The sequence below is a fragment of the Streptomyces sp. ITFR-16 genome (assembly GCF_031844705.1).
Lineage (GTDB): Bacteria > Actinomycetota > Actinomycetes > Streptomycetales > Streptomycetaceae > Streptomyces.
Window position 1 is genome coordinate 13,139 of the sequence record NZ_CP134609.1, and the last position, 20,922, is coordinate 34,060.

The 20,922-nt window shown below is 68.8% G+C and carries 20 protein-coding genes and 4 pseudogenes; 17 read left to right on the forward strand and 7 right to left on the reverse strand.

Translation table 11 applies throughout. From position 1 onward, the window contains the following. Both RLT58_RS00060 and RLT58_RS00065 read right to left on the reverse strand, forming a co-directional pair. On the reverse strand, positions 1 to 333 hold the full coding sequence (locus RLT58_RS00060; RefSeq protein ID WP_311308263.1) for a hypothetical protein: 333 nt from the start codon (positions 331 to 333) through the stop codon (positions 1 to 3). A 1-nt stretch (position 334) separates the two neighbouring features. After that, positions 335 to 718 (reverse strand): hypothetical protein, encoded by a 384-nt coding sequence (locus RLT58_RS00065; protein ID WP_311308264.1) that lies wholly within the window; start codon positions 716 to 718, stop codon positions 335 to 337. A gap of 555 nt (positions 719 to 1,273) precedes the next feature. On the opposite strand from RLT58_RS00065, the gene RLT58_RS00070 reads away from it, so the two are divergent. Next, positions 1,274 to 2,338: a C40 family peptidase gene (locus RLT58_RS00070; RefSeq protein ID WP_311308265.1), complete on the forward strand. Its 1,065-nt coding sequence runs from the start codon at positions 1,274 to 1,276 to the stop codon at positions 2,336 to 2,338. Positions 2,339 to 2,400: 62 nt separating this feature from the next. On the opposite strand, the gene RLT58_RS00075 is transcribed toward RLT58_RS00070, so the two are convergent. Continuing rightward, positions 2,401 to 3,453: a hypothetical protein gene (locus RLT58_RS00075; protein ID WP_311308266.1), complete on the reverse strand. Its 1,053-nt coding sequence runs from the start codon at positions 3,451 to 3,453 to the stop codon at positions 2,401 to 2,403. A gap of 560 nt (positions 3,454 to 4,013) precedes the next feature. On the opposite strand from RLT58_RS00075, the gene RLT58_RS00080 reads away from it, so the two are divergent. From RLT58_RS00080 to RLT58_RS36035, 3 genes are all read left to right on the forward strand, one after another. Then, positions 4,014 to 4,223 carry a transposase gene (locus RLT58_RS00080; protein WP_311308267.1) on the forward strand — a complete coding sequence of 70 codons (210 nt, stop codon included), beginning with the start codon at positions 4,014 to 4,016 and terminating at the stop codon, positions 4,221 to 4,223. An 88-nt stretch (positions 4,224 to 4,311) separates the two neighbouring features. Beyond that, positions 4,312 to 4,689, forward strand: coding sequence for an IS3 family transposase (locus tag RLT58_RS00085; protein WP_311308268.1), 378 nt, complete (start codon positions 4,312 to 4,314; stop codon positions 4,687 to 4,689). Positions 4,690 to 4,715: 26 nt separating this feature from the next. After that, positions 4,716 to 4,955, forward strand: a complete 240-nt coding sequence (locus tag RLT58_RS36035) for a hypothetical protein (RefSeq protein WP_399131800.1) — start codon at positions 4,716 to 4,718, stop codon at positions 4,953 to 4,955. On the opposite strand, the gene RLT58_RS00090 is transcribed toward RLT58_RS36035, so the two are convergent. Further along, positions 4,855 to 6,225 carry an IS30 family transposase gene (locus tag RLT58_RS00090; RefSeq protein ID WP_311308269.1) on the reverse strand — a complete coding sequence of 457 codons (1,371 nt, stop codon included), beginning with the start codon at positions 6,223 to 6,225 and terminating at the stop codon, positions 4,855 to 4,857. The genes RLT58_RS36035 and RLT58_RS00090 overlap by 101 nt on opposite strands. Before the next feature lie 69 nt (positions 6,226 to 6,294). Between RLT58_RS00090 and RLT58_RS00095 the strand changes: the two are divergent. The 4 genes and pseudogenes from RLT58_RS00095 to RLT58_RS00110 form a co-directional block, all read left to right on the forward strand. Continuing rightward, positions 6,295 to 6,423: pseudogene (locus RLT58_RS00095) on the forward strand (IS3 family transposase); the annotation flags it as partial. A 208-nt stretch (positions 6,424 to 6,631) separates the two neighbouring features. After that, positions 6,632 to 6,889 (forward strand): annotated as a pseudogene (locus RLT58_RS36040) (hypothetical protein); the annotation flags it as partial. Positions 6,890 to 6,918: 29 nt separating this feature from the next. Then, on the forward strand, positions 6,919 to 7,218 hold the full coding sequence (locus RLT58_RS00105) for a hypothetical protein (protein WP_311308270.1): 300 nt from the start codon (positions 6,919 to 6,921) through the stop codon (positions 7,216 to 7,218). Next, positions 7,215 to 8,264: a zeta toxin family protein gene (locus RLT58_RS00110; RefSeq protein ID WP_311308271.1), complete on the forward strand. Its 1,050-nt coding sequence runs from the start codon at positions 7,215 to 7,217 to the stop codon at positions 8,262 to 8,264. Before RLT58_RS00105 ends, RLT58_RS00110 begins: the two co-directional genes overlap by 4 nt. A 183-nt stretch (positions 8,265 to 8,447) precedes the next feature. Here the strand turns inward: RLT58_RS00110 and RLT58_RS00115 are convergent. After that, a pseudogene (locus RLT58_RS00115) lies at positions 8,448 to 9,649 on the reverse strand (IS3 family transposase); the annotation flags it as partial. A 36-nt stretch (positions 9,650 to 9,685) separates the two neighbouring features. Between RLT58_RS00115 and RLT58_RS00120 the strand changes: the two are divergent. The 7 genes and pseudogenes from RLT58_RS00120 to RLT58_RS00150 all read left to right on the forward strand — a co-directional run. Next, positions 9,686 to 9,997 (forward strand): annotated as a pseudogene (locus RLT58_RS00120) (IS30 family transposase); the annotation flags it as partial. After that, positions 9,951 to 10,277 (forward strand): integrase core domain-containing protein, encoded by a 327-nt coding sequence (locus tag RLT58_RS00125; RefSeq protein WP_311308272.1) that lies wholly within the window; start codon positions 9,951 to 9,953, stop codon positions 10,275 to 10,277. The pseudogene RLT58_RS00120 and the gene RLT58_RS00125, both read left to right, overlap by 47 nt. 91 nt (positions 10,278 to 10,368) lie before the next feature. Then, on the forward strand, positions 10,369 to 10,992 hold the full coding sequence (locus RLT58_RS00130; protein WP_311308273.1) for a MerR family transcriptional regulator: 624 nt from the start codon (positions 10,369 to 10,371) through the stop codon (positions 10,990 to 10,992). Positions 10,993 to 11,642: 650 nt separating this feature from the next. Further along, entirely contained in the window at positions 11,643 to 11,987 is a 345-nt protein-coding gene (locus tag RLT58_RS00135) for a hypothetical protein (protein WP_311308274.1), read from the forward strand. Positions 11,988 to 12,058: 71 nt separating this feature from the next. Continuing rightward, positions 12,059 to 12,619: a VOC family protein gene (locus RLT58_RS00140; protein ID WP_311308275.1), complete on the forward strand. Its 561-nt coding sequence runs from the start codon at positions 12,059 to 12,061 to the stop codon at positions 12,617 to 12,619. Between the two features lie 151 nt (positions 12,620 to 12,770). Beyond that, positions 12,771 to 13,145: a hypothetical protein gene (locus tag RLT58_RS00145; protein WP_311308276.1), complete on the forward strand. Its 375-nt coding sequence runs from the start codon at positions 12,771 to 12,773 to the stop codon at positions 13,143 to 13,145. A 1,336-nt stretch (positions 13,146 to 14,481) separates the two neighbouring features. Further along, entirely contained in the window at positions 14,482 to 15,165 is a 684-nt protein-coding gene (locus RLT58_RS00150) for an AfsR/SARP family transcriptional regulator (RefSeq protein WP_311308277.1), read from the forward strand. A gap of 696 nt (positions 15,166 to 15,861) precedes the next feature. Here RLT58_RS00150 and RLT58_RS00155 read toward each other — a convergent pair. Together RLT58_RS00155 and RLT58_RS00160 are read right to left on the reverse strand one after the other, a co-directional pair. After that, positions 15,862 to 17,454 carry a DUF2637 domain-containing protein gene (locus tag RLT58_RS00155; protein WP_399130625.1) on the reverse strand — a complete coding sequence of 531 codons (1,593 nt, stop codon included), beginning with the start codon at positions 17,452 to 17,454 and terminating at the stop codon, positions 15,862 to 15,864. A 402-nt stretch (positions 17,455 to 17,856) separates the two neighbouring features. Next, a complete protein-coding gene (locus RLT58_RS00160) occupies positions 17,857 to 18,312 on the reverse strand; it encodes a ricin-type beta-trefoil lectin domain protein (protein ID WP_311308278.1) in 456 nt (151 codons plus the stop codon). Between the two features lie 656 nt (positions 18,313 to 18,968). Between RLT58_RS00160 and RLT58_RS00165 the strand changes: the two genes are divergently transcribed. Together RLT58_RS00165 and RLT58_RS00170 are read left to right on the forward strand one after the other, a co-directional pair. Next, positions 18,969 to 19,274: a hypothetical protein gene (locus tag RLT58_RS00165; RefSeq protein ID WP_311308279.1), complete on the forward strand. Its 306-nt coding sequence runs from the start codon at positions 18,969 to 18,971 to the stop codon at positions 19,272 to 19,274. 154 nt (positions 19,275 to 19,428) lie between these two features. After that, on the forward strand, positions 19,429 to 20,880 hold the full coding sequence (locus RLT58_RS00170) for a ParB/RepB/Spo0J family partition protein (RefSeq protein ID WP_311308280.1): 1,452 nt from the start codon (positions 19,429 to 19,431) through the stop codon (positions 20,878 to 20,880). Positions 20,881 to 20,922 lie beyond the last annotated feature (42 nt).

Consider the following 20,922-nt stretch of genomic DNA (forward strand, 5'->3'; position numbering starts at 1 on the left):
TCAGGAACCCGCAATTCCGTTGAGGATGGCGATCAGCGAGCCCGACAACAAAATCGCCGCGATACCCGAGCCCATCCACTTGAAAGGCTCCGACGCACTGCCGCCACGGCCCTTCTCCGATACCGCCAGCTTGAAGACGCCGAAGCCGACTCCCCCCGCCCCCGCAATCAGCAGCAGCCACAGCGCGTACCCGAAGAGCGTGGATACCGTGCCGCCCAGCCCCGGGATTTCCGTCGGGGTCGCCGGCGGAATGAGGCCGCCTCCCGCGCCCTTGTCCGGACCGTCCGCCGCCAGACGGATCGTCAGCGCCGCCAGATGATTCGTCAATGCCATCTCAGTTTCCTCCCAGGGTGCGCCGCAGCTTCTGCGCCGCGGCCCGTACGTCCTTGAACTCCAGCGCTTCTTCGGGCCCCGCGACGGCGCGCAGGACCGGCAGGTAGGGCAGCGTCGCCACTCCCGCCAGCCGCCCTTCCATCGCCCTGATCAGGTAGCGCGCGCCCGCCGCGGGACGGACCGGTGCGTCGCTGATCAGCAGCAGCCAGGGGCGCGGCCGCGGCTCCCACTGCAGCAGCAGCTCCTCGACGCGCTTCGCGCCGTACACGGTCGTCTCCGCCACCAGTACCGGCTGCGATCCGTACGGGATGGGCTCATGCGGGGCGAGAATTCTCGCCCGCCGCCCCTCGGCACCGTCATCGAGCATCGCCACGGCCGTCGCCACAGCGATTCCGTATCCGTGCACGGCGATCAATACATAGGAAGGGCCAACCGACATATCGGCAACGGGACTTGGCCCCGTCCATTGAGCAGTCACGCCGCAACTCCCCCCGGTCCACATGTGTTTCAGTTGCGATCTTGCGGACCGCGAGACAACTGAGGGTAGCGTGTATCTCTGCAAACAGTGACGCGATTCCGGTGCGCCCCCGGGGGTCCACTCACAGGTGTCACCACCTAAGGAGAGGAAAACGCGAAGAGTGCGCCATAAATCCGAATCGCACCCCAACAGATTTGCCGCAGCGGCCACTTCCGGTCACTTCCCGCTCATCACCAACATCACGGGGTCTAGAAATCGACATAACCACCGGCGCTTCGCTGATCCTTCCGCCGGTGTTTCATTACGCAAAATCAGACCACCCACCGGGACCGCTCTGCCCGCTCTTGGTGCGGAATGCCCGCCCGCAACCGCCGGAGCGGCAATCCCCGCTCCCCGGCTCCAGCCGATACCTGCGGCACAAGCAGCGGGGACGCGAACCACACACGCACGGGGGACGACGAGATGAAGGTAGTGGTCCGGACGGTCGCCGTCGTCGCAGCGGTGATCCTGCTGGCGGTCGTGGGCCTTGTCTCGCTCGTGCTCTCCGACGACGACGCCGAAGCCACCGAACTGGCCGCCGGCGGGGGCGGCCTCCAAGGCGTGCCCTCCGAATTCCGGTCCTGGATCCTCAAGGCGGACGCGGCCTGCGACCAGCCCGCCATGACCCCGGCGCTGCTGGCCGCCCAGCTCTACCAGGAGTCGAAATTCAAGACCAGCCGCGCCGAGGCCACCTCAAGCGCCGGCGCCGAAGGCCCGGCCCAGTTCATGCCCGCCACCTTCGCGACCTGGGGCCGCGACGACGACGGCAACGGCTCGACCTCCGCCTGGGACATCGGCGACGCGGTCATGGCACAGGGCCGCATGATGTGCTCGCTCCTCAAGACCGCCAAGGCCTCCGGCCTCCCCGGTGACATCCGCCGTCTCGCCCTGGCCGGATACAACGCCGGCTGGGGACGGGTCCTGGAATTCGGCGGCGTGCCCGACGAGGACTGGGCAGGCGGGGAGACCCACCACTACGTCGAGATCATCATGACCACGATGAAGCGGTTCGAGGGGCCCGGCCTGCTTCACGTCTCCGGCTCCGGCACCGGCGCCAAGGCACTGCGCAAGGCGGCCACCCAGATGGACACCCCGTACGCGTGGGGCGGCGGCGGACCCCAGGGACCGTCCACGGGGTTCTGCGACGGCACCAACGGCTACCTCAACGGCACGTGCTCTGCCTCTTCCACCGTCGGCTTCGACTGCTCCAGCCTCGTCCAGTACGCCTACTGGCCCGACACGAAGCTGCCCCGCACCGCGGCCGCGCAGTACGGCGCCACGGCCAACCGGCCCGTCGCCCGAGCAGACCTCAAACCGGGCGACCTCCTGTTCTGGTCCCGCGGCGGCACCAGCGCGATCTACCACGTCGCGCTCTACGCCGGCGACGGCCGCGTCCTGCACGCACCACGCACCGGCCGCACCGTCTCCCTCGCACCCCTGACGTCCGCCATGCCGGAGAGCGATTACGTCGGCGCGACCCGCCCCTGACCCCTCAACGCCGTGTGCCGCAGACCCGAACGGTCTGCGGCACACGGCGTCCGAGCTCCGGTCTACCGAGTCTTGCCGCCCTTCGCGACGGGCCCGGTCTCACGGTGCGGAGCCACCGCCGGATCAGTCGGCGCCGCACCCTTCGGCGCGGCCCCCTTAGTAGGGCCCACGCTCGGCGACGTCGCCTTCGCCGCCTCCGTGTTCACCTTCACCCGTGACTCCCCTGGTGCGTCCCCGACCGGACGGGTCAGTGCCTCACCGGCCGCCATGACCAGCCGCCTCCCGAGCTGCGCGGGAGCACCTTCCTGCCAGGACGCGTCCTTGCCCAGGCGGGCCAGATGGTCGCGCACCGGCTTCCCGTCGCTCTCCATCTGCGCCATCCGGCCGGCCACCAACGGCCACTGACGGGACGCCACCAGAAGGTCCGCCTCCCGCTCGTGCCCGGGCATCGCCTCGCGCACCCACCGGATGTACCTCTCGTTCTCCTGCGACGCGACGGCGAACTGGCGGTGCAGTGCCCGCTCACGGTCGGAGAGGTCGTAGTCGCGCGGAAGATCCAGCCCCGTCGTCAGCGGCCCGTACGACAGCTGCGCGTCCCGGCTCATCGCCGGTTCAGCTACCGCACCGAGCCCCATCGCCACTGCCTCTTCCACGGCCAGCACCTCGTTGTGCGCGGCCGCCAGGACCTCGCGCACGTCGACACCCCGCTCCTCCAACCGGGCCATCGTCGCCGCCATCTCCGGCCAGGCCGGAGAGGTCAGGATCGCCTCGCGCAGCGGCCCCGCCGGCAGCGTCTCGCGTACCGTCCGCACCCACTCATCGGTGGTCGCCTCCGAGGCCTTCGCCGCGACCTGGTCGCGCACGCCCACCACGATCTCCCCGACGCGCGGCAGGATCTGGTCCAGGTCGACTCCGGCCCGGCGCAGCGCCATCAGCTGCTGCGCGAGCTCCGGCCAGTCCGCCTCCGTCATCAGCGCCTCGGAGATGTCGGAGGGAAGCAGACGCTTGATGGCCTCGATGGCCCCCTCCCGCGACTCCTCGGCAGACGGGAGGTCCTCCTCCACCCCCTTCAGCCGACGCTGCTGATGCCGCCGCGCGGCGTCCGCAATGGCCATAATCAAGCGGTACGACATGACCGCGGTCTGCACCGCCTCGGCCGCCGACTCGGCAAACGCCTCCCCCGCACGCCCCTCTGGTGTCGCTGATGTCATCGCGCTCCCCCCTCGCGAAGGCCCTGCTTCGGGCCCTTGCGCTCCTGGTTCTCACCGGGCTGTCGCCGTGCCGGCGAGACCGCCCCCTGCTTGCGGGCCGAGCCCGTGCGACCGGCACCGCCGACCGGCGCGGCGGACGTGCTGCTCTCGGTGGCAGCGTCACCCGACCGTGCAGCAGTCCCGAACGCTTGCGCGCACTCAAGCACGTCATCCACAGCCCGCGCAGACCGATCGTCTCAGTATGAGTTTCGTCGCTTCCAACGTTGCGCGGAAGCCGCCTGCTGGTTCGCCCGGCGTGCCGCCCCGAGCACATCCCGGCGTGGCATCTGGTCCCATCGGATGGCGACCCGGCCCGGATCAGCACGGTCCACGACTACCGGCACACGCTGCCCCGAGCTGTACCGAGATTTGTGGAGTCCCTGATGCCAGGGTTACCGTCCTGGCGAAGGAGAACCACCAGCACCATGGCAGCACCCCGTAAATACCCTGACGAGCTCCGCGAGCGCGCGATCCGCGAGGTCCGCACCACCGGCCGCCCCATAGCCCACGTCGCGAAGGATCTCGGCATTCACAAGGAAGCCCTGCGCGGCTGGGTCCGCCAAGCCAAGGTCAACCGCAGCGACCGGCTCACCACCGCCGAGCTCGACGAGTTGAAGCAACTCCGTAAAGAGTAGCGGAGTTGCGGCGGGCGAACGAGATCCTGAAAGCCGCTTCGGTGTTTCTTGCCCAGGAGATCGACCGTCCCCGGACGAGGCCGAGCAGGTGATCGGCCACGTCGACGTACTTCGCCCGCAAGGAGCGGCCGAAGTCGGCCCGCCGGCTCCTGGACGAACAGCTCATGCCGCTGATCGAAGAGATTCATGCTGGCCGGGCGGCGCCTATGGTTCCCGCCGGATCACGCGGGCCCTGGGACGCATGGGCGTCGAGGTGGCCCGCTGCACCATCGAGCGGCTGATGGCCAAGCTGGGCCTGGAGGGCGTCATCCGTGGCCGACGGTACCGGACCACGGTTCCAGAGCCGTCGGCGCCACGTCCGCCGGACCTGGTCGACCGCGACTTCACCGCCTCGCGACCTGATCAGCTGCGGGTGGCGGACATGACGATGTCCGCCACCCGGTCGGGGTGGGCGTGGTGTATGTGACGTTCGTCCTGGACATTCACTCGCGGATGATCGTCGGGTGGCAGATCGCGAACCACATGCGGACCGAACTCCCTCTGGACACCCTGGAGATGGCCTTGTGGAGACGGGGGATCAAGAAGGACTCCGGCCTCATTCATCACAGCGACCGAGGATCGCAAGGCGGATTCAACCAGTCGTTGCAACGCTGGGCTGCGCTGATTGTAGATGTTCATCGAGGGCCTCCGCGGGGGTCTTCCAGCCGAGGGTTTTGCGGGGGCGGGAGTTGAGGACCGCGGCGATGGCGGCCAGCTCGTCGGTGCTCCATGGGGACAAGTCGGTGCCCTTGGGAAAATACTGACGTAGCAGCCCGTTGGTGTTCTCGTTCGTGGCGCGCTGCCAGGGTGCGTGCGGGTCCGCGAAGTAGACCGGTAGTCCGGTCTCGACCGTGAGCTGGGCGTGAGCGGAGAGCTCCTTCCCGCGATCCCAGGTCAGTGATCGGCGAAGCTGGCCGGGCAAGGTGGCCATCGTGGTGGCCAGGGCGTCCTTCATGGCCACGGCGCCGTAGCCGGCCAGCGCAGGCCCGTTCTTGGTGCGCGGGATCGTGCCGTAGCCCTCGGCCCGTGGCAGGTGAACCAGCATCGTGTAACGAGTCGTGCGCTCCACGAGCGTGCCGACTGCCGACCGGTTCAGCCCGATGATCAGGTCTCCTTCCCAGTGGCCCGGGACGGCACGGTCGGTAGCTTCCGCAGGCCGCCGGCTGATCACCACCTCCGGGGTGACGTGCCCGCCCGGCTTGTTGCGGCTCCTCGCCCGTGGAACACGCAGCGCGCGGCCGGTGCGCAGGCAGGCCACGAGCTCACGCTTGAGGCCGCCGCGGCTCTCGACGTAAAGGGCCTGGTAAATAGCTTCGTGGCTGATCCGCATGGACTCGTCCTCAGGGAAATCGATCTTCAGTCGGGCTGAGATCTGCTCCGGGCTCCAGGCATTAGCCCACCGGCGATCATTGCGATGCGGCTTGTTGCGTCCCTTCCACTCGGGAACCTGCGGACCGGGAAGCGTCGTACCGTCGGCGGCTCGGATCACGCCCAGCAAGTGGTCCTGGACGTACTCCCGCAGTCGCTCGTTCGCGGCCAGCTTCGCCTCCTTGGGGCGCCCTGCCACCAGGTCGGCCTTCCACTGCGCGACCGAGGCCCGGTATTCGAGTCTGCCGCCACGGGTGGCCGCGTTGCGCCGCAGTTCCCGGGAGATCGTCGATGGTGACCGGCCCAGACGTCCGGCGATCTCCCGCACCCCGGCACCCTGTACGCGCAGCAGAGCGATCTCCTCCCGTTCGACGAACGAGAGATAGCGGCCCGAGACGGTCAAGTTGATCTGCGGCATCCCGCCAGCGTGCCGGAACCACCGCGTCCCCACCGCCGGCGCAGCTCCGACAGCGACCGCCGCATCCTCACTGGTCAGGCCCTTGGCGATCTCGCCCCAGAACAACCGCTCGATCTCGCGCCGAGTCGACGGCCGTCCCGGCGACTTCATCGGCGACCGACCCGTCAACTCCGTCATCCAACCTGCTGGACGTCCCACAACACACCTCTCTGATCAGGAGTGTTGCTACGACTGGTTGAACCCGGTCAATACGTATCAATTCAGTATACCGACCGGCTCGCCGACATCGGCGCCTCCGCGTCGGTCGGGTCCGCCGCGGACAGCTACGACAACGCGATAGCCGAGGCCCTGAACGGCACCTTCAAGGCCGAGCTGAGGCCCCTGAAAGGACGTCGACCAGGTCGAGCGGGCGATCTTCCAGTGGATCACCTGGTCAACGAGGAGCGTCTTCACTCCGCGCTCGACTACGTGCCGCCGGCCGAGTACGAGGAAGCCTTCTGACGGAGCCAGGAGCAAGCCCCGCAGTCCGCCTGAAGCAAGATCACCGGACTCTACGAAACTCGGTACAGCTCAAAGCTTCACCTGGGCCACCACCGGACGCAGACGCTCACCCAACGGCCAACTGACTCCCACAGAACAAACGGTCAACCGCGCCCTGGCCTCATCCCGAGCTCCCGTCGAACGCGGCATGACACGCCTCAATGCCTGGCAAAGCTTTCGAAGATCGTTTTACATTCCCAGGAGGACGCCGACGGCCGGGACGAAGAGGGGTAGCAGCCGTGCGGATGACGGCCGTGATGAGGCCCAGGCCGGCGGCGACAGGAAGCCGCTGTGCCGATAATGACCACCACTGACCACGGGAGGGAACCTATGTCCGAGGGACTGTCCATCACCGATCAGCTAGAGCCGTACGAGTGGGACAGCCGGGCTGTCGCGGCGTACGAGGCGGCAATCGAGGCTATCAACGGAGCGGTTGGCGCCTACAGCGCGCTGATCTCGGCGGAAGAGGCCAAGTCCGCCCCGGACGCTACCGTCGTGGCCGCAGCGCGGGCCGAGCAGACCCGGCTGACCCGCGAGCGCGAGGCATTGCGGCCGGACGACACGGACCAGATCGCGAATGCTCGTCGGCAGTACTCAATGCTGGCACGCACCGTTCGGGAATCGCGGTGATCGACCCCGTCGAAGTTGAGCGGCACCGGCTGCCCCAGCCGGAAAACGAGCGCATCTTCAACGAGCGCATCGTGCCCGACCAGTTGGAAGGCCGGGTGCCGCAGCAGACGCCCACGGTGGTCTTCCTCATCGGCCAGCCCGGCGCCGGTAAGAGCAGGCTCACCGAGCTCGTGGCCGCCGCCCTCAACCGCCACGGTGGCTTCGTGGACATTGACAGCGATCTCTACAAGCCCTACCACCCTTCCTATGACGACCTCATGGCACAGGACGACACACTGATGGCCGCCTACACGCGGGCCGACGGCCGGGCCTGGATGGCACTGGCCGAGGCGTACGTCCGCGACCACAAGCTCCACGCCATCGTCCAAGAGACCTCGCAGAACGCTGCGGCTGTCGAAGAGAAGATGCTCGCCTACCGCACCGCCGGAGCCCGAGTTGAGGCCCTGTTCATGGGGGTTTCGCAGGCGCAGAGCAACCAGGGCATCGACGCCCGCTACATCCAGCAACTCGCTGACCGCGGGCAGGGGCGCCTCACTGTGCAGTCCAACGCGGACGAGTCCTACGCCGGAATCCTCGAACTGGCCGACCGGGTCGACGCCAGCCGGCTGGCCGACCTGGTCAGCCTGTACCGGCGCGGAGAGAGCAAGCCCCGGTACGCCAACGCCTTGGACGGCGGCGGCCAGTGGTCGGCAGAGCCCCAGACACGCACCCAGCTGGAGCGGGAGCGAGCCCGGCCCCTGTCCGCCCGTGAGGCGGCGGACTTCGTGGAGGTCCAGCTACATCTGCGCGAGGCCACCCGCACGCTCGGTGCACCATGGCCTGCCCGCCTCGCGCGTACTGAGGAGATGGCCCTCCCCCTGCTGTCGGCCGACCAAGCCGCCCGGCTGACGCCCTCACCCCTGCGGCCATCGGTGGCCGCCGCGCGCTCGCGCAGTACAACCATCAGCACGCGCCCTCGACCAGGGCAAGGCTCCGCACCCGAAACTCGAAACGAAGTCCCGCGCCGTCCCGCCGATGGGCCAGATCAGCGCGGGCGCAGTAAGTAGGGTCTGACGCACGCGATATGCGGGGGCGCCGCCACGGCGAGCACGTTCGTCGCGGGGGCGCCCCCGGGCACTTCACCTGACCCCCCTTGGCCGCCGTGCTGCACCTGGTGGACCACGGCGGCAGGCCGTATGCCGATAGCTCCGGCTCCCCGGGCCTTGACCCTGAATCCTGGACACAGGTTGTGCGGCTTGTGCCAACGTAGTTGGTGTGAGTTGGAGAGCGTTCTCGAAGGCGATCGGTGATCGTTGTCCGAGGTGGGAGTGCCGGCGGCGGGTGTTGTAGCGGTGGAGCCATCTGAAGGCGTCGAGTCGGGCCTCGCGCTCGGTTGGCCAGCTCTTTCGTCCTTGCAGGGTCTCGCGTTTGAAGGTGGCGTTGAAGGACTCGGCGAGGGCGTTGTCCGCGCTGGACCCGACCGCGCTCATGCTTCGCCGAACCCCTGCTGACCTGCAGGCTTCGGCGAAGGACCTGCTCGTGTACTGGGCTCCGTGGTCGGTATGCATGATCGATCCGGCGAGGCTGCCGCGGGTGCGGATCGCCGCGGCCAGGGCGTCGGTCACCAGGTCCGCACGCATGTGGTCGGCGATCGCCCATCCGGCCAGGCGGCGCGAGGAGAGGTCGATGACGGTAGCGAGGTAGCAGAACTTCCCACCTTCGATGGGCAGGTAAGTGATGTCGCCCACGTACTTCGTGTTCGGCTCTGCTGCGGTGAAGTCGCGGCCGATCAGGTCCGGGGCCTTGGCCGCGGCCGGGTCAGAGACGGTGGTGCGGTGCCGGCGCCGCAACCGGATCCCTTGGATCCCGGACGCCCGCATGATCCTGGCGACGCGCTTGTGGCTGACCGCGACACCGTTCTCCTCGCGGAGCTCGGCGGTGATCCTCGGGGCTCCGTAGGTGCCGTCCGATTCCTGGTGCACCGCCCGTATCCGGGCTGCCAGGCGGGCGTCGGCCACCTGCCGGGCGGCCCGGTCAGCGGCTGTCCGTTGCCAGTAGTAGAAGCTCGAGCGGCTGACGCCGAGGATCCTGCAGAGCCGCTTCACGCCGTGACGGCGCTGGAGGTCGGCGACACACTGGAAGCGGTTCACCAGCGCGTCTCCCCGGCGAAATACTTCGCCGCCTTCCGCAGGATCTCCCGTTCCTCCTCCAACTCGCGGACCTTCTTTCGCAAGGCGGCGTTCTCCGCCTCCAGCGGTACCGGCGGCTGGGCCGGTTCTTGCGTCCGTCGTCCTCGGGGACGGCTCACCCCGGCTGCCCTCACCCAGTTCCGCAGGGTCTCCGGGTTGATCCCCAGATCGGCCGCGACCGACCTGATCGTCGCTTCCGGCCGCGACTCGTACAGCGCGACCGCGTCCGCCTTGAACTCCAGCGGGTAGTTCTTCATGACCACGAGATGTCCGTTCTCAGATCCTCAGGATCCAGTGTCTCGTGTGTCCAAGATCAGGGGTCAAGGCCCCTCTCCGCTCACGCCCAGCTCACGGTCGAGACCGGACTACCGGTCTACTTCGCGGACCCGCACGCACCCTGGCAGCGCGCCACGAACGAGAACACCAACGGGCTGCTACGTCAGTATTTTCCCAAGGGCACCGACTTGTCCCCATGGAGCACCGACGAGCTGGCCGCCATCGCCGCGGTCCTCAACTCCCGCCCCCGCAAAACCCTCGGCTGGAAGACCCCCGCGGAGGCCCTCGATGAACATCTACAATCAGCGCAGCCCAGCGTTGCAACGACTGGTTGAATCCGCCCAATACACCAGTCAGCAATTCGCCTCCCTGGCAGCCCAGTCCGGGGTCCAGCTGTCGGTCGGCCGCACCGGTCAGTGCTGGGACAACGCGCTCGCGGAGTCGTTTTTCTCGACCATCAAACGTGAACTGCTCGGCACCTCCGCCTGGCCCAGCCGGGCCACCGCCCGCACCGCGATCTTCGACTTCATCGAGGGCTGGTACAAATTGCACCGACTGCACAGCAGCCTCGGCTACCTCAGCCCCGCCGAGTACGAGACCGAACTCGCAGCCTGACCACCACACCAAAGGTGTCCGTCAAAGCGGAACAAGCTCACATCCACGATACTCGGCTCCGCGCCGGTCCATAAGCCCTCGAGGAGGCGACGTGATCCCCCGCAGCCGGCCCGTCATCAACGAAGCCGACATCGCCGCCCGCGTCGGCGTCCCCTTGCCCACCTGGCGCAGGCGTGACGCCCTCGTCTTCCGCGAACGCGTCCCCAGCCTCCTGCCCGACAGCCGATACCTCCTCTATGACCTCGCCCAGGCCGAGGCCTACCTCGCAGGCAGGCCCATCCCAGAACTGCCCGCGGACGAGCACCCCGACGACCTGCTGACCGACAAGGAGACCGCCGCTCTCCTCGGCATCAGCACTGCCACCGTCCGCTCCTACGCCGCTCACGGCTACCTCTCCCCCGGCACCACCCGCTACGGCGCCCGCCTGTGGACCCGCCGCGAAGTCCACGACCGCCGCGACAACGCCCCCGGCCGCGGCAAGGGCGGGGGCCGACGCGCCGGCGAACCCCAGGGTCCCCGCAAAGCGCACGCGTACGAAGACGACCCGCGCCTCGCCATCGCCGCCCAGGCCCTCGTCGACGCGGCCGCCGACACCCCCAAGGGCCGCATCGCCACCGAGCTCGCAGAACTCCACGGCCATACCCCCCGCACCTGGGAACGGCTCCTCACCACCGCCGCGGCGACCCAACACACGAACGACATCAACCAGACCTGACGCGAGAACGGCGCCTTCTCAACGTTTGTCGGTACGCACCGCCAGGCCGGGCCCTTGCCCTCGCTGCGCCCCGAGCTAGGGCGGCGGGGCGGTGGCACCGCGCGGGTGGGTGGCCCCGCGTACGTGCGAAGTTCCGCGAGGCCCCCCTGAGCGCCACGTCCTGTCAGGAAGCACCCGGTCCGACGGTAGGTCAGATCGCGGCCGGCCGCGCGCCGACGACACGACCTCGGCCCCCGGAGGGAGCATCATCAGGCGGCCTGGGCCGTCCTCAAGGTGGGAGCGCAGAGCGTCCATGGGGAGACGGGCTCGCCTTCCCTGCGGCTGCTGGCCGCCTCCTGCAGTACCCGTCGCCTTTCGAAACACCCGATCAACATGCATCGCCCTCAGCGACAAGACGACTGTTGACCGAGGGGGCGGTCACGGCCTGAATGTTCACGCCGTGGCGGCGGTACTTGTGGAAGTAGTCGGTCTTCCTGCGCCATCCGATCGGTGGCCACTCCGAAACGCTCACTCACCCACCGTCCTGGAGCTGAGGGATCACACCCCAAAACCACCTTGCAAAAGATGTATCACAGCGTGTAAAGTGAGTATCACCGGAAGGGGGGAGCACCCCGACCGGCCAGCACATTCCCAACTCAAAAGAGGTAGCCGTGACAGACGGACAGGAACTCTCCCTCGGAGAACGCCTCCAGATCGTCTATCAGCGCCTGACGGCGCTGCCCCCGGCAACAGGGCCGCAGGAAGCTCTCCGCCAACTCGCCGAAACGCTCACCAGCGTCGAAGACGAATACAGCGGAGTTCCCAAGGACCCCAAGCCGGAACTCGCCTTCGACGGCCGGATGTACCCGCCCCGCGCGGACTACACCACCGAAGAGGCTGACGGCACGCTGGTGGCAGTCACCAAAGGCAACGTGATCTATGCGAAGCCGGACGGGGAACTGATCATCACCAGCAGACGGACCGGCGAAACGGTCTACCAGCGCCCCGGCGCCTAGACCAACCGCCCGCCCCGGCATCAAGCCGGGGCGGGCCCCTTCCCGTCACAGCTACCGCCACCAGGAGACCCATGCATACCAACCTGACCGTCATCTACACCGACCACCTCGACGACTGCCGCGCCTTCTACAGCGGCATGGGCCTGGACTTCGGGAAGGAACAGCACGGGCAGGGCCCGGAGCACTACGCGGCCGTCCTCGACGGTGGTGCCGTGTTCGAGCTGTACCCGTCCGGGGACCGGGCACCCACCGGGAGGCTGCGCCTGGGCTTCACCATGCATGCCGGCCCTGTAGGGCACCCGGTGGGCCGGCACGTTCTGACTGATCCGGACGGCCGCACGGTCGTCCTCACCGTCACCACAGAGGAACTCATGACAGAGCAGGAAGCCCGAACCGCTGTTCAGCAGGTCCTAGGCGAGACCGCGCATCCCGAGGTGACGGTGTACCCGGCGGGGAACGTGTCGCTAACTGTGCGCCTGGGCGCTCACGTGGCGACAGTCGACGGGCACCCGGAGTCCGGGTGGGGCTGGACCCTGGACCCGGGCGAGGACGTCGGGTTTTCCGGCCACGACGACACCGCGCCAACCCTTGAGGCGGCGCTGACCGCCGCCCGTGACGCGGCCACTACCTGACCCGGGCACACAAAAAGGGCCGACAGGGCCGGGTCCGTGGACCCACCACCCGAGGGTGGGGAGCATGCCCTGTCGGCCGCACATTCCCGCAAAGGAGAACAACCTAATGGTATCCGCCGGACCGCCCGTCCCGCCGCCTGGACGGGACGGGGTGACGTTCAAGGAGATCGCCGCGCATTACGGTCTGACCGCACGATACGTTGCTGAGAACGGTCGCTGGGGCCGCCACCCGCAATGGCCTGCCCAGATCGGGAAGCGCGGCCGGTCCGGCGAGTACGGCCCTGAGGCGGTAGATGCCTTCGTCCGTGCCCATCACGTACGCCCCGGCGTGAAGCTGGACCCGGATCGCTTGTACACGGTGGCAGAGGCTGCCGCGGCTACCGGCCTGGCTGCGGACACGATCTACGCGGATGCCAGCCGGGGCAGGTGGCCGGGTCCAGACGCACGCACTGATGACGGCACGCAGTTCTGGTACGGGCGAACGGTTGAGGCCACCGTCAACGCTCGCCGCACCTACCGGCGGTAGACCCGATTAGCCGGTCCCCCTTGCCACCCGCTTCAGCGGATCGGAGTACCAGCCAGTCTCGCATCCGGGCCAGGCACGACCCCTGGGCACCGCTTCGCTGTTCAGCTGGACCGGATCGACCGGCACCGCATCCGGCCGGCGCCGAAGGTAAGAGAGAAGACACCTCTTCCCCGTCGGGGAAGAGGTGTCGGCGTCGGCGTGGAGTGACCCTGCACCCCCTGACCTGGGGAACTGGTCATCCGATGCGCCCGGGGTGGGCTGCCATTGGGCAACCTGAAAAGCAACGTCAAAGGCAACCCCGAAAGCAATCTCAAAAGCAACCCATTGGGCAACCCCGTCAGCCGGGGCGCGTCGCTGCCGCGGATCGGAACGCACGACGGGCCAAGTCCAAGGGAAGGCCGCCTCGCACTTACCGGACCTGGGCCAGTCGCACCCGCTCCCCCAGGCCCGCGCCCGCCGTTGAACCGCCAGGTCGCAGCTGGCTCCCGCGCCGAGCGCCCGTTCGCCCGGCACGGGAGCCAGCCGCGATCCAAAGGGCCGGGCACGCACCGAGTGGAACGGCTGGCAGCGCGCTCCCTCGCCAACCCCCGTTCCACAAGTTGGAACGGGGTGAGCTGGGATTTTCCAGCGCGAGTCACTGTCGCGGGCATACCCCGCGCGCAGTCGCGGCGTTCCGGGCGCCTTGTGCGACGTCGTGCGACCGGGGCGTGGAACGGCGCCGCTCCGGCCTCGGAGCGGGCCCAGGCCTGTCCGTTCTCCGGCCCCAGGGCTGCCGTCGATGTTCCGTGAGGTCCACGCGCCGCGCACGAGACGCGGTGACGCCGGCCGTACGACGTATCGGTGGGTCCCTTCGGGGCGGGTCACTGTGCTTGGGGGTGGGTCACTCTTTGGGCAAGTCCCTGACCTGCGCATTTGGGTAATCGGGGTATTCGGCGGGGCAGTGGGGCTGAGGAGAGTCCACGACACGTACTTGAAAGGGGTCGTGTCGTGGGTGAGAAGAGGGTGTTCGCGGGACTGGACGCGGAATGGGCGCTGGTGTGCGCCGACTCGGCAGGCGGCGACCTCGTGCGCGGCTGGATCTCGGAAGCCGATGCCACCGGGGACGGGGATCTGCCGCAGGACCTGGGCGAGCTCGTCGCGTACCTGACTGCCCGCCACGACTCCGGTAGCCCGGGTCAGCGCCCGCCTTCCCGAACCCAGCACTCCCCCGTCCGCCGGGGCGCTCCCGTCGCCGGCCCACTCCGGCGGAGAGGACGGTGCGGGGCCGTCGGCCGGCCAGGACGCGGCCGGCGGGCCTGTTGTCCGCGTACTCGGTCCGGTCGAGGTCACCGGCGCCGTGGGGCGCATCGACTCCAACCGGCGCACCCTCGCAACGGAGCTGGTCTCCTGGCTCGCTCTGCGGGCTGACGGCGCGACCCGGCACGAGCTCGACGAGGTCATCGCCCCCGGCGGCGGACGGGTGGAGAACAACACCCGCAACGGCCGCCTCCGAGAGGTGCGGCGCTGGCTCGGTGACGACCACTACCCCAAGCTCAACGACCAGCCCGACCGCAAGCACCGCCTGGTCGACGTCGCCTGCGACTGGCACCTCTTCCAGGACCTGACGCACCAGGCCGCCGGCGCCGAGGGCGACGGGGCGCGCGCTCTGCTGCGGCAAGCGCTCGATCTCGTACGGGGACGGCCCTTCACCGGCATCCCCCCGCGCCGCTACGCCTGGGCCCAGTCCCTCACCCAGGACATGATCTCGGCAGTCGTCGACGCCGCCGACGACCTCGCCGCTCTCTGCCTGGAAGCCGGCGATGCGCAGGGCGCCCTGTGGGCGGCAGGACGCGGCCTGGACAGCGGCCGTGAACGGGAGATCCTGTGGCGCCACCGCTTCGAGGCACTCGCCCGGCTCGGCGCGCACGACGATCTGGAGACCGCGATCCGGCAGCTTGAGCAGTACCTCCTCGATACCGGCCTGACCATGGAGCGCGAGACAGAGGAGACCATCCGGCGCCTGGACGCGGTCCGCCGCTGACCCTCGCCGCTCCCGGATCCGCACCGGCCCGGCCGAGCTCGCCCCCGCGGCCGGGCCCTGCCCGGAAGAGCACACCAGCCCTCGCCCGGCGGTCCTGGCTCGCGAGCCCGCGAGCCCTCCCCCGGCACGAGGGCCGACCTCGACGCAGGCGAAGCGCCGTCACCCTGCGCAACTCCGGCGCGGGTTGCCCCCCCTGGCACCGCCCCCTCCTGTCCCGCGTTCCACAGTTCCACGCGGCCTGCCCCCAAGCTCGGCCACCCGCGCCCACCGGTCCCGCGGTGACCGCACCGGCCTGGAAAATCCACTCGGGGCGCCCTGGATCCGGCGCTGTCCTTCGCCGGTTCCACCCCGGCCACTCCCCCACGTGGAACGGCCCACCGGATGCTGCCAGCCAGCACCCCTCACCGCCCCCCGCGTCTCCGCTAAGCAGCACACGCACGCCAGCGGGGTATACCCCAAACAGTGACCCAATCCTGGAAAACCGCAGGTCGCACCGTTCCACCCCGCTCAAGGCCACCGCCCGAGACGCGCGTGACGGCCACGCATCCGACGACGGCCGGCGCCGCCTGCGCAGCCCCGGGGCGGCCCGCTCACCCGGGTCTGGGCAGACCAGAGGGCGGGGTGGAATCCAGGGATTCCACCCCGCCCTCAAGCAGCGCCCCGGGTAGCTCGCACCCGTTCCACCGCAGTGGAACGTCAAACTGCAGAGCGGCTCTTGATGACCCCGAGGTACTTCCGCACGGTCCCCTCCCGGTACCCGCAGCGCTCCGCCAGCAGCGGGGCAAGAGACTTCGCCGGACGCGCCTGCTCTTCGGGGGACAACCGACGGTAGTGGAATTCCACCCGCGCGGGACCCGTCAGGCCGGCGCCGGCCTCCTCCCCCGACAGCTCTTCCTTCGCGGTGTCCTGCCCGTCCCGCCCCTCCTGCCCGTGCGACTCAGTCTGCCCGTCCCGTCCGTCCTGCCCGTGCGACTCAGTCTGCCCGTCCCGTCCGTCCTGCCCGTGCGACTCAGTCTGCCCGTCCTGCCCGTCCTGCCCGGTCCGCTGGCTGTCCGCGGCTGGACTTCCGGATACGGGCGCGCCCTCATCGTCCGTCTCCCGAAGACGCAGTTGGACGACGGTACGGGCACCGCCCGCCCGACCCGCCGCGTGCACAGGATGCCGCTGCGCCCCACCGAGCTCCTCGGCCTCCCCCTCCCCTGAACCGTCGTACGGCGGCTCCATCTCGCTGTACCCCATGCCCTCCTGCGCCCACTCCTGCGCCCAGGCCTCTGGAGCGTCGGAGAGCGGCAGCGGCTGCTGCTCGGCGCGGGAGCCCGGGACCGTGCCACCGTCCGCAGCCGCGTACGCCCGTGGCCGGTCCGGGCCCGGGCCGGCCGGAGCGAAGGAGGGCTCCAGGTCCTCGACGTAGCTCGGGTTGTACGAGCCCTCGTATACCCCGTCCGGCGCCTGCGCCGCGAACCACGGGCTCACCTGCGCGGCGGAGAACTCCCGCTCTTCCACGAGCTGCTCGTCGACAGGGCTCTGCGGGCGCACCTCAACGTCGCCCTGCTGCTGCGCCTGCGGGGGCGCCTCCACCGCCGCCGGGGCCGGGGGCAGGAGGGCCGGTTCGATGCCCGCGGCGGCCAGGCCGGCGGGGCCGGTGTCCGCGAGCGGGACGCCGTACTTGGCCAGCCGCAGGGGCATCAGGGACTCGACGGGGGCCTTGCGGCGCCAGTTGCGGCCGTAGCGGGCCTGGAGGCGGGCCTGGTAGATCAGGCGGTCCTGTTCGAGCTTGATGACCTGCTCGTAGGAGCGCAGCTCCCACAGCTTCATGCGGCGCCAGAGGCGGAAGGTGGGGACGGGGGACAGGAGCCAGCGGGTGAGGCGGACGCCTTCCATGTGCTTGTCGGCGGTGATGTCCGCGATCCGGCCCACCGCGTGACGGGCGGCCTCGACGGAGACCACGAAGAGCACCGGGATGACCGCGTGCATGCCGACGCCGAGCGGGTCGGGCCAGGCGGCGGCGCCGTTGAACGCGATGGTCGCGGCGGTCAGCAGCCAGGCCGTCTGCCGCAGCAGCGGGAACGGGATGCGCAGCCACGTCAGCAGCAGGTCCAGCGCGAGCAGGACGCAGATGCCCGCGTCGATGCCGATCGGGAAGACCAGGGAGAAGTCGCCGAACCCCTTCTGCAGGGCCAGCGCGCGCACCGCCGCGTACGAACCCGCGAAACCGATCGCGGCGATCAACACCGCTCCGGCCACCACCAGCCCGATCAGTGCTCGGTGCGTCCGCGTCAACTGCATCATCCGATCACACTCTCACGACGGGTGATCAGCATCGGGCGGTCATGGATACGCACTCGCAGATCGTCAGCGAATAGTGACTTCAAGTCGGGCCTCGTGCCCGTTCGGGCCGCTTCACAGAGGGCTGGCGATTTACGACGTAAAGATCTCGTCCTCTCGGCTCCCCCTCCGGGGCCGTCGAGCGTCGTACGTGCAGGTCCCTCTTGTCCTGTCTCAAGGAGCACAGTCGCACCCGGCCATCCGGCAAGGTGCGACTGTGTTCGCCGAGACGAACGACAGGGGGTTCGGGTACTTGAGACCGGGAACTTCTGCGCCTGCTTCGACGAAGGAGTGCCTGGATCCCCAGCAACCGACTGCACCCCGAGCGTGCCGTCCCATCGGCGCCCTGAACTCCAGCGGTTGGAGTCAGTAGTCGATGATCCAGGTCATCGTGCTGCTCCGCGCCCCGCACGCAACAGCGCTATTGCTGAACTTGAGGTACCCGCAAGTGGCGTTGCCGATCGGGGTCTGCGCGTTGTCCTTGAGAGACGCCACGGACCACTTGGTCTCCGCGCTGTCGCACGTGCGGAGGTACACCCGCTGCTCGTGAGCTTGTCCGGCTATGCACCAGCCTCCCAGGTCCGGGAAGCGATTCTGGAACTGAAGGGCGACGTTGGCCCAACGCTGATTCGCGTGGTTCTTGTTGCAGGTGACCAGGTCCAGGTAGTGGTTGTAGTCCGGAGCGGTGAGGCATTTGCCGGTCGCAGCGTTCCGAATGCTGAACCCGCTCACTGCCGCCTGCGCCGGGCTGGACAGGGTGGCCGCGCTGAGGGTGAGCACTGCCGAGGCGCCTATGGCAGCGATCTTGGTCGAAGCTCGCATGGTGAGCCCTTCCTCTCGTTGGTACCAACAAGAGCAACTGGGCTGCCGGAGTGTGACATGAGGGTCTGCCGAGAACACGGCTACCTCAGCTTCACGGGAGTACCTCGCTGACAGCCGTCCCTGTTCGCCTCACCGAATCGAGTCCAGGTCGGAGGATCAAGACTCCGGTGAGGGATATCTCAACGAACGCTCCTGGTCGGCCGCCCGGGCGCAACGGGGTCCGGGCACTTCTCCCTTGAGGGCTCACACCGCAGGAGCGGCGGGCTCGGGCGCGAGTCGTACACCGTGGAACTCCGAGTTCCGCCGCGCAGGCGTTGCCAACATGCTGCCGGCCCTTCCGACGCCTCCCCGATGAGGTCGGATCAGTCAGGCCTCGTTGCAGACCTCAAGACCGCTTCACGGCGCTCGAGAACGTCGTCGCCCCCGTCCTTTACGAGACCTGACCGCCTGGCCCGGCAACCCGGGACGTTACGCGGTAGGACGCCGAGCTGAGTCCGGCTCGGTATCACCTACGCCCCGGACTCGACCAGCGATCGCGCCGGCCCCTGTTAGTTCCGCACCTGCCCGTCCCTAGTCACCAACTGCCTATAGAGCGCTCCTATCCGTCCCGCCCCCCGGCCAGCCGTCGGGGGCTTTGTGGTTTCTGGAGGCTAGCCATGCCCACGTACGAGGCCCTGCCCCGCTTCACCGCCGACCTGAATCGCCTCACGCCCAAGCAGCGCCGAGCCTTCCGCCGAGCGGTGGCCGCCTTCGTCCAAGACCTGCGCACCGGCGGATGCTTCCGCGCCGGCCTCCGTATCAAGGGCGTCCAAAGTGCTTCCGGCATCTACGAGCTCACGTGGTCCGTGGGGTCTGGACCCGCAGGACGCGCGACCTGGTCGTACGGGACGCCGATAGTCCAAGGTCTCCCCCACATCGTGTGGCACCGGATCGGGACCCACAACATCCTCACCGGCCCCTGATCCGACCGGTCCGGCCTGCCGATTAGCACGCGAGCGTTCGACTTCATCTCGAACAAGAGCGCTTCGATTGAAGCGCTCGCGACCGCTTTCACGCGTGAAACCAGGGCAGCCGCTAGGGTGCGATCCGACAGGTTGCACCACCCCGGAGGACACAATGACGATGCCGCTGCCTCGGCCGAAGCGTAAGAAGAAGGGTGAGGGCGGCGGTAGCGGCACTCTGCGAGCCGACCGCGAGAAGGCTGGTCTCACCGGCGGCGACATCCACGCTTTGCCTCCCGAGGACGGCGAGCTCTTGGAGCTGGCCCCGGAGACCATTTCGCCCAACCCGATGAACATGCGGCTCGACCTGCGCGATATGGACGCGATGATCGCGGACGTAGGCGAGCGGGGTATCCATACGCCGGGCATCGTGATGCACACCAAGGTCTTCATGGAGTGCTATCCGCAGTGGGCGTCCGCTGTGAAGTACCCCGATAGGACCTTCATCCTCGGACCTGGTCATCGGCGGCACGCCGCTGCGCTCGCGACCGGGCGCATCATGCCTGCGATTCTTCGCGATGATCTCGCCCGAGATCGTCGCGTCGAGGAAGAGCTGGTCTCCGAGAACAACAGCCGCTCCGGTCTTTCGCCGATCGAGCAGGCCATGGCGATCGACTTGCTGCGCCAGCGCGTCCACGAGGACGAAGACCGGGCACTCAGCTTCGACGAGGTCGTCGAGCGGGCCGGATACACCGCAGGGACGGTGTCGAAGTACCTCGCGCTCCTCAAGCTCCCCCGAGAGGTTCAGCAAGCAATCCACATCGGTGACCTGTCGATGCGCGCCAGCTACTCGCTCTCGCTCCTCAAGGACACCGACGGGAAGAAGGAGTCCCCGGAGGCACACGCCCTCCAGCTGCGCGCCTGGCAGCTGATGCGAGACGAGAAGCTGTCCGTGGAGACTGCCAAGAACCGGGTGACATTGGAGGGACACCAGCAGTTTCACGCGGGAAAGTCGCCCGCCGCCCCGGTGGCTGTGCCGGAGCCGCGGGAGGAGAGCAGCGCCCAGGCCCGGGAAGACCAGGCTCCTTCTGGCGCGACGGTGCGGGGTGAGACCGCCGCGCCGACGGCCGTTGCGGTCATCGAGACGGCCGTTGGAGCCGCGCCCGCCGCCGCGCCCGCCCCGGCTGTCGACCCCGAGCTGCTCCGCAAGGCTGCGGCGGAGCAGCGGAACTTGGCGTGCCGACTGCTGCTCGCTGAGGAGCGGTTCGCCAAGGGAGCGGAGTCGAACGCCCGGCTCGTCACCGTGGTGCTCAACCCGCACGAGTGGAAGCAGGCTGCGGCCAAGGCCCACGGGTGGCTGATGGAGCTCAAAAAGGGGCCGTCCAGCAAGAAGCGTCCCACCGACTACTTCGCGGCCGTCGCCGCATCCGAGGACTCCGGTCTGATGCACCGTGCCGCCTTCGCCATCGGCCTGGCCGCCGACGAAGTGCGGGCCGCGCAGCCAGGTCGGGCCTGGGACGCTCGCGACGTCGCACACGTTCAGTTCCTCGCCACCAGCCGCGCCTCGTACCAGCTCAGCGAGTGGGAGCAGCAGCAGGTGGAGCTACTTTCACGCGGGAAACAGTGACCGCTCGCCCCCGACAGGATGGCTCAGCCTCCACGGAGATCA

Bases quoted from the DNA above. Each gene is read 5' to 3' on its own strand.
- RLT58_RS00140 (WP_311308275.1), top strand. From the start codon at position 12,059: ATGCATACCAACCTGACCGTCATCTACACCGACCACCTCGACGACTGC.
- RLT58_RS00160 (WP_311308278.1), bottom strand. From the start codon at position 18,312: ATGCGAGCTTCGACCAAGATCGCTGCCATAGGCGCCTCGGCAGTGCTC.
- RLT58_RS00060 (WP_311308263.1), bottom strand. From the start codon at position 333: ATGGCATTGACGAATCATCTGGCGGCGCTGACGATCCGTCTGGCGGCG.
- RLT58_RS00090 (WP_311308269.1), bottom strand. From the start codon at position 6,225: ATGACGGAGTTGACGGGTCGGTCGCCGATGAAGTCGCCGGGACGGCCG.
- RLT58_RS00105 (WP_311308270.1), top strand. From the start codon at position 6,919: ATGTCCGAGGGACTGTCCATCACCGATCAGCTAGAGCCGTACGAGTGG.
- RLT58_RS00080 (WP_311308267.1), top strand. From the start codon at position 4,014: ATGGCAGCACCCCGTAAATACCCTGACGAGCTCCGCGAGCGCGCGATC.
- RLT58_RS00165 (WP_311308279.1), top strand. From the start codon at position 18,969: ATGCCCACGTACGAGGCCCTGCCCCGCTTCACCGCCGACCTGAATCGC.
- RLT58_RS00170 (WP_311308280.1), top strand. From the start codon at position 19,429: ATGACGATGCCGCTGCCTCGGCCGAAGCGTAAGAAGAAGGGTGAGGGC.
- RLT58_RS00070 (WP_311308265.1), top strand. From the start codon at position 1,274: ATGAAGGTAGTGGTCCGGACGGTCGCCGTCGTCGCAGCGGTGATCCTG.
- RLT58_RS00155 (WP_399130625.1), bottom strand. From the start codon at position 17,454: ATGATGCAGTTGACGCGGACGCACCGAGCACTGATCGGGCTGGTGGTG.
- RLT58_RS00075 (WP_311308266.1), bottom strand. From the start codon at position 3,453: ATGGCCATTGCGGACGCCGCGCGGCGGCATCAGCAGCGTCGGCTGAAG.
- RLT58_RS36035 (WP_399131800.1), top strand. From the start codon at position 4,716: ATGATCGTCGGGTGGCAGATCGCGAACCACATGCGGACCGAACTCCCT.
- RLT58_RS00125 (WP_311308272.1), top strand. From the start codon at position 9,951: ATGAACATCTACAATCAGCGCAGCCCAGCGTTGCAACGACTGGTTGAA.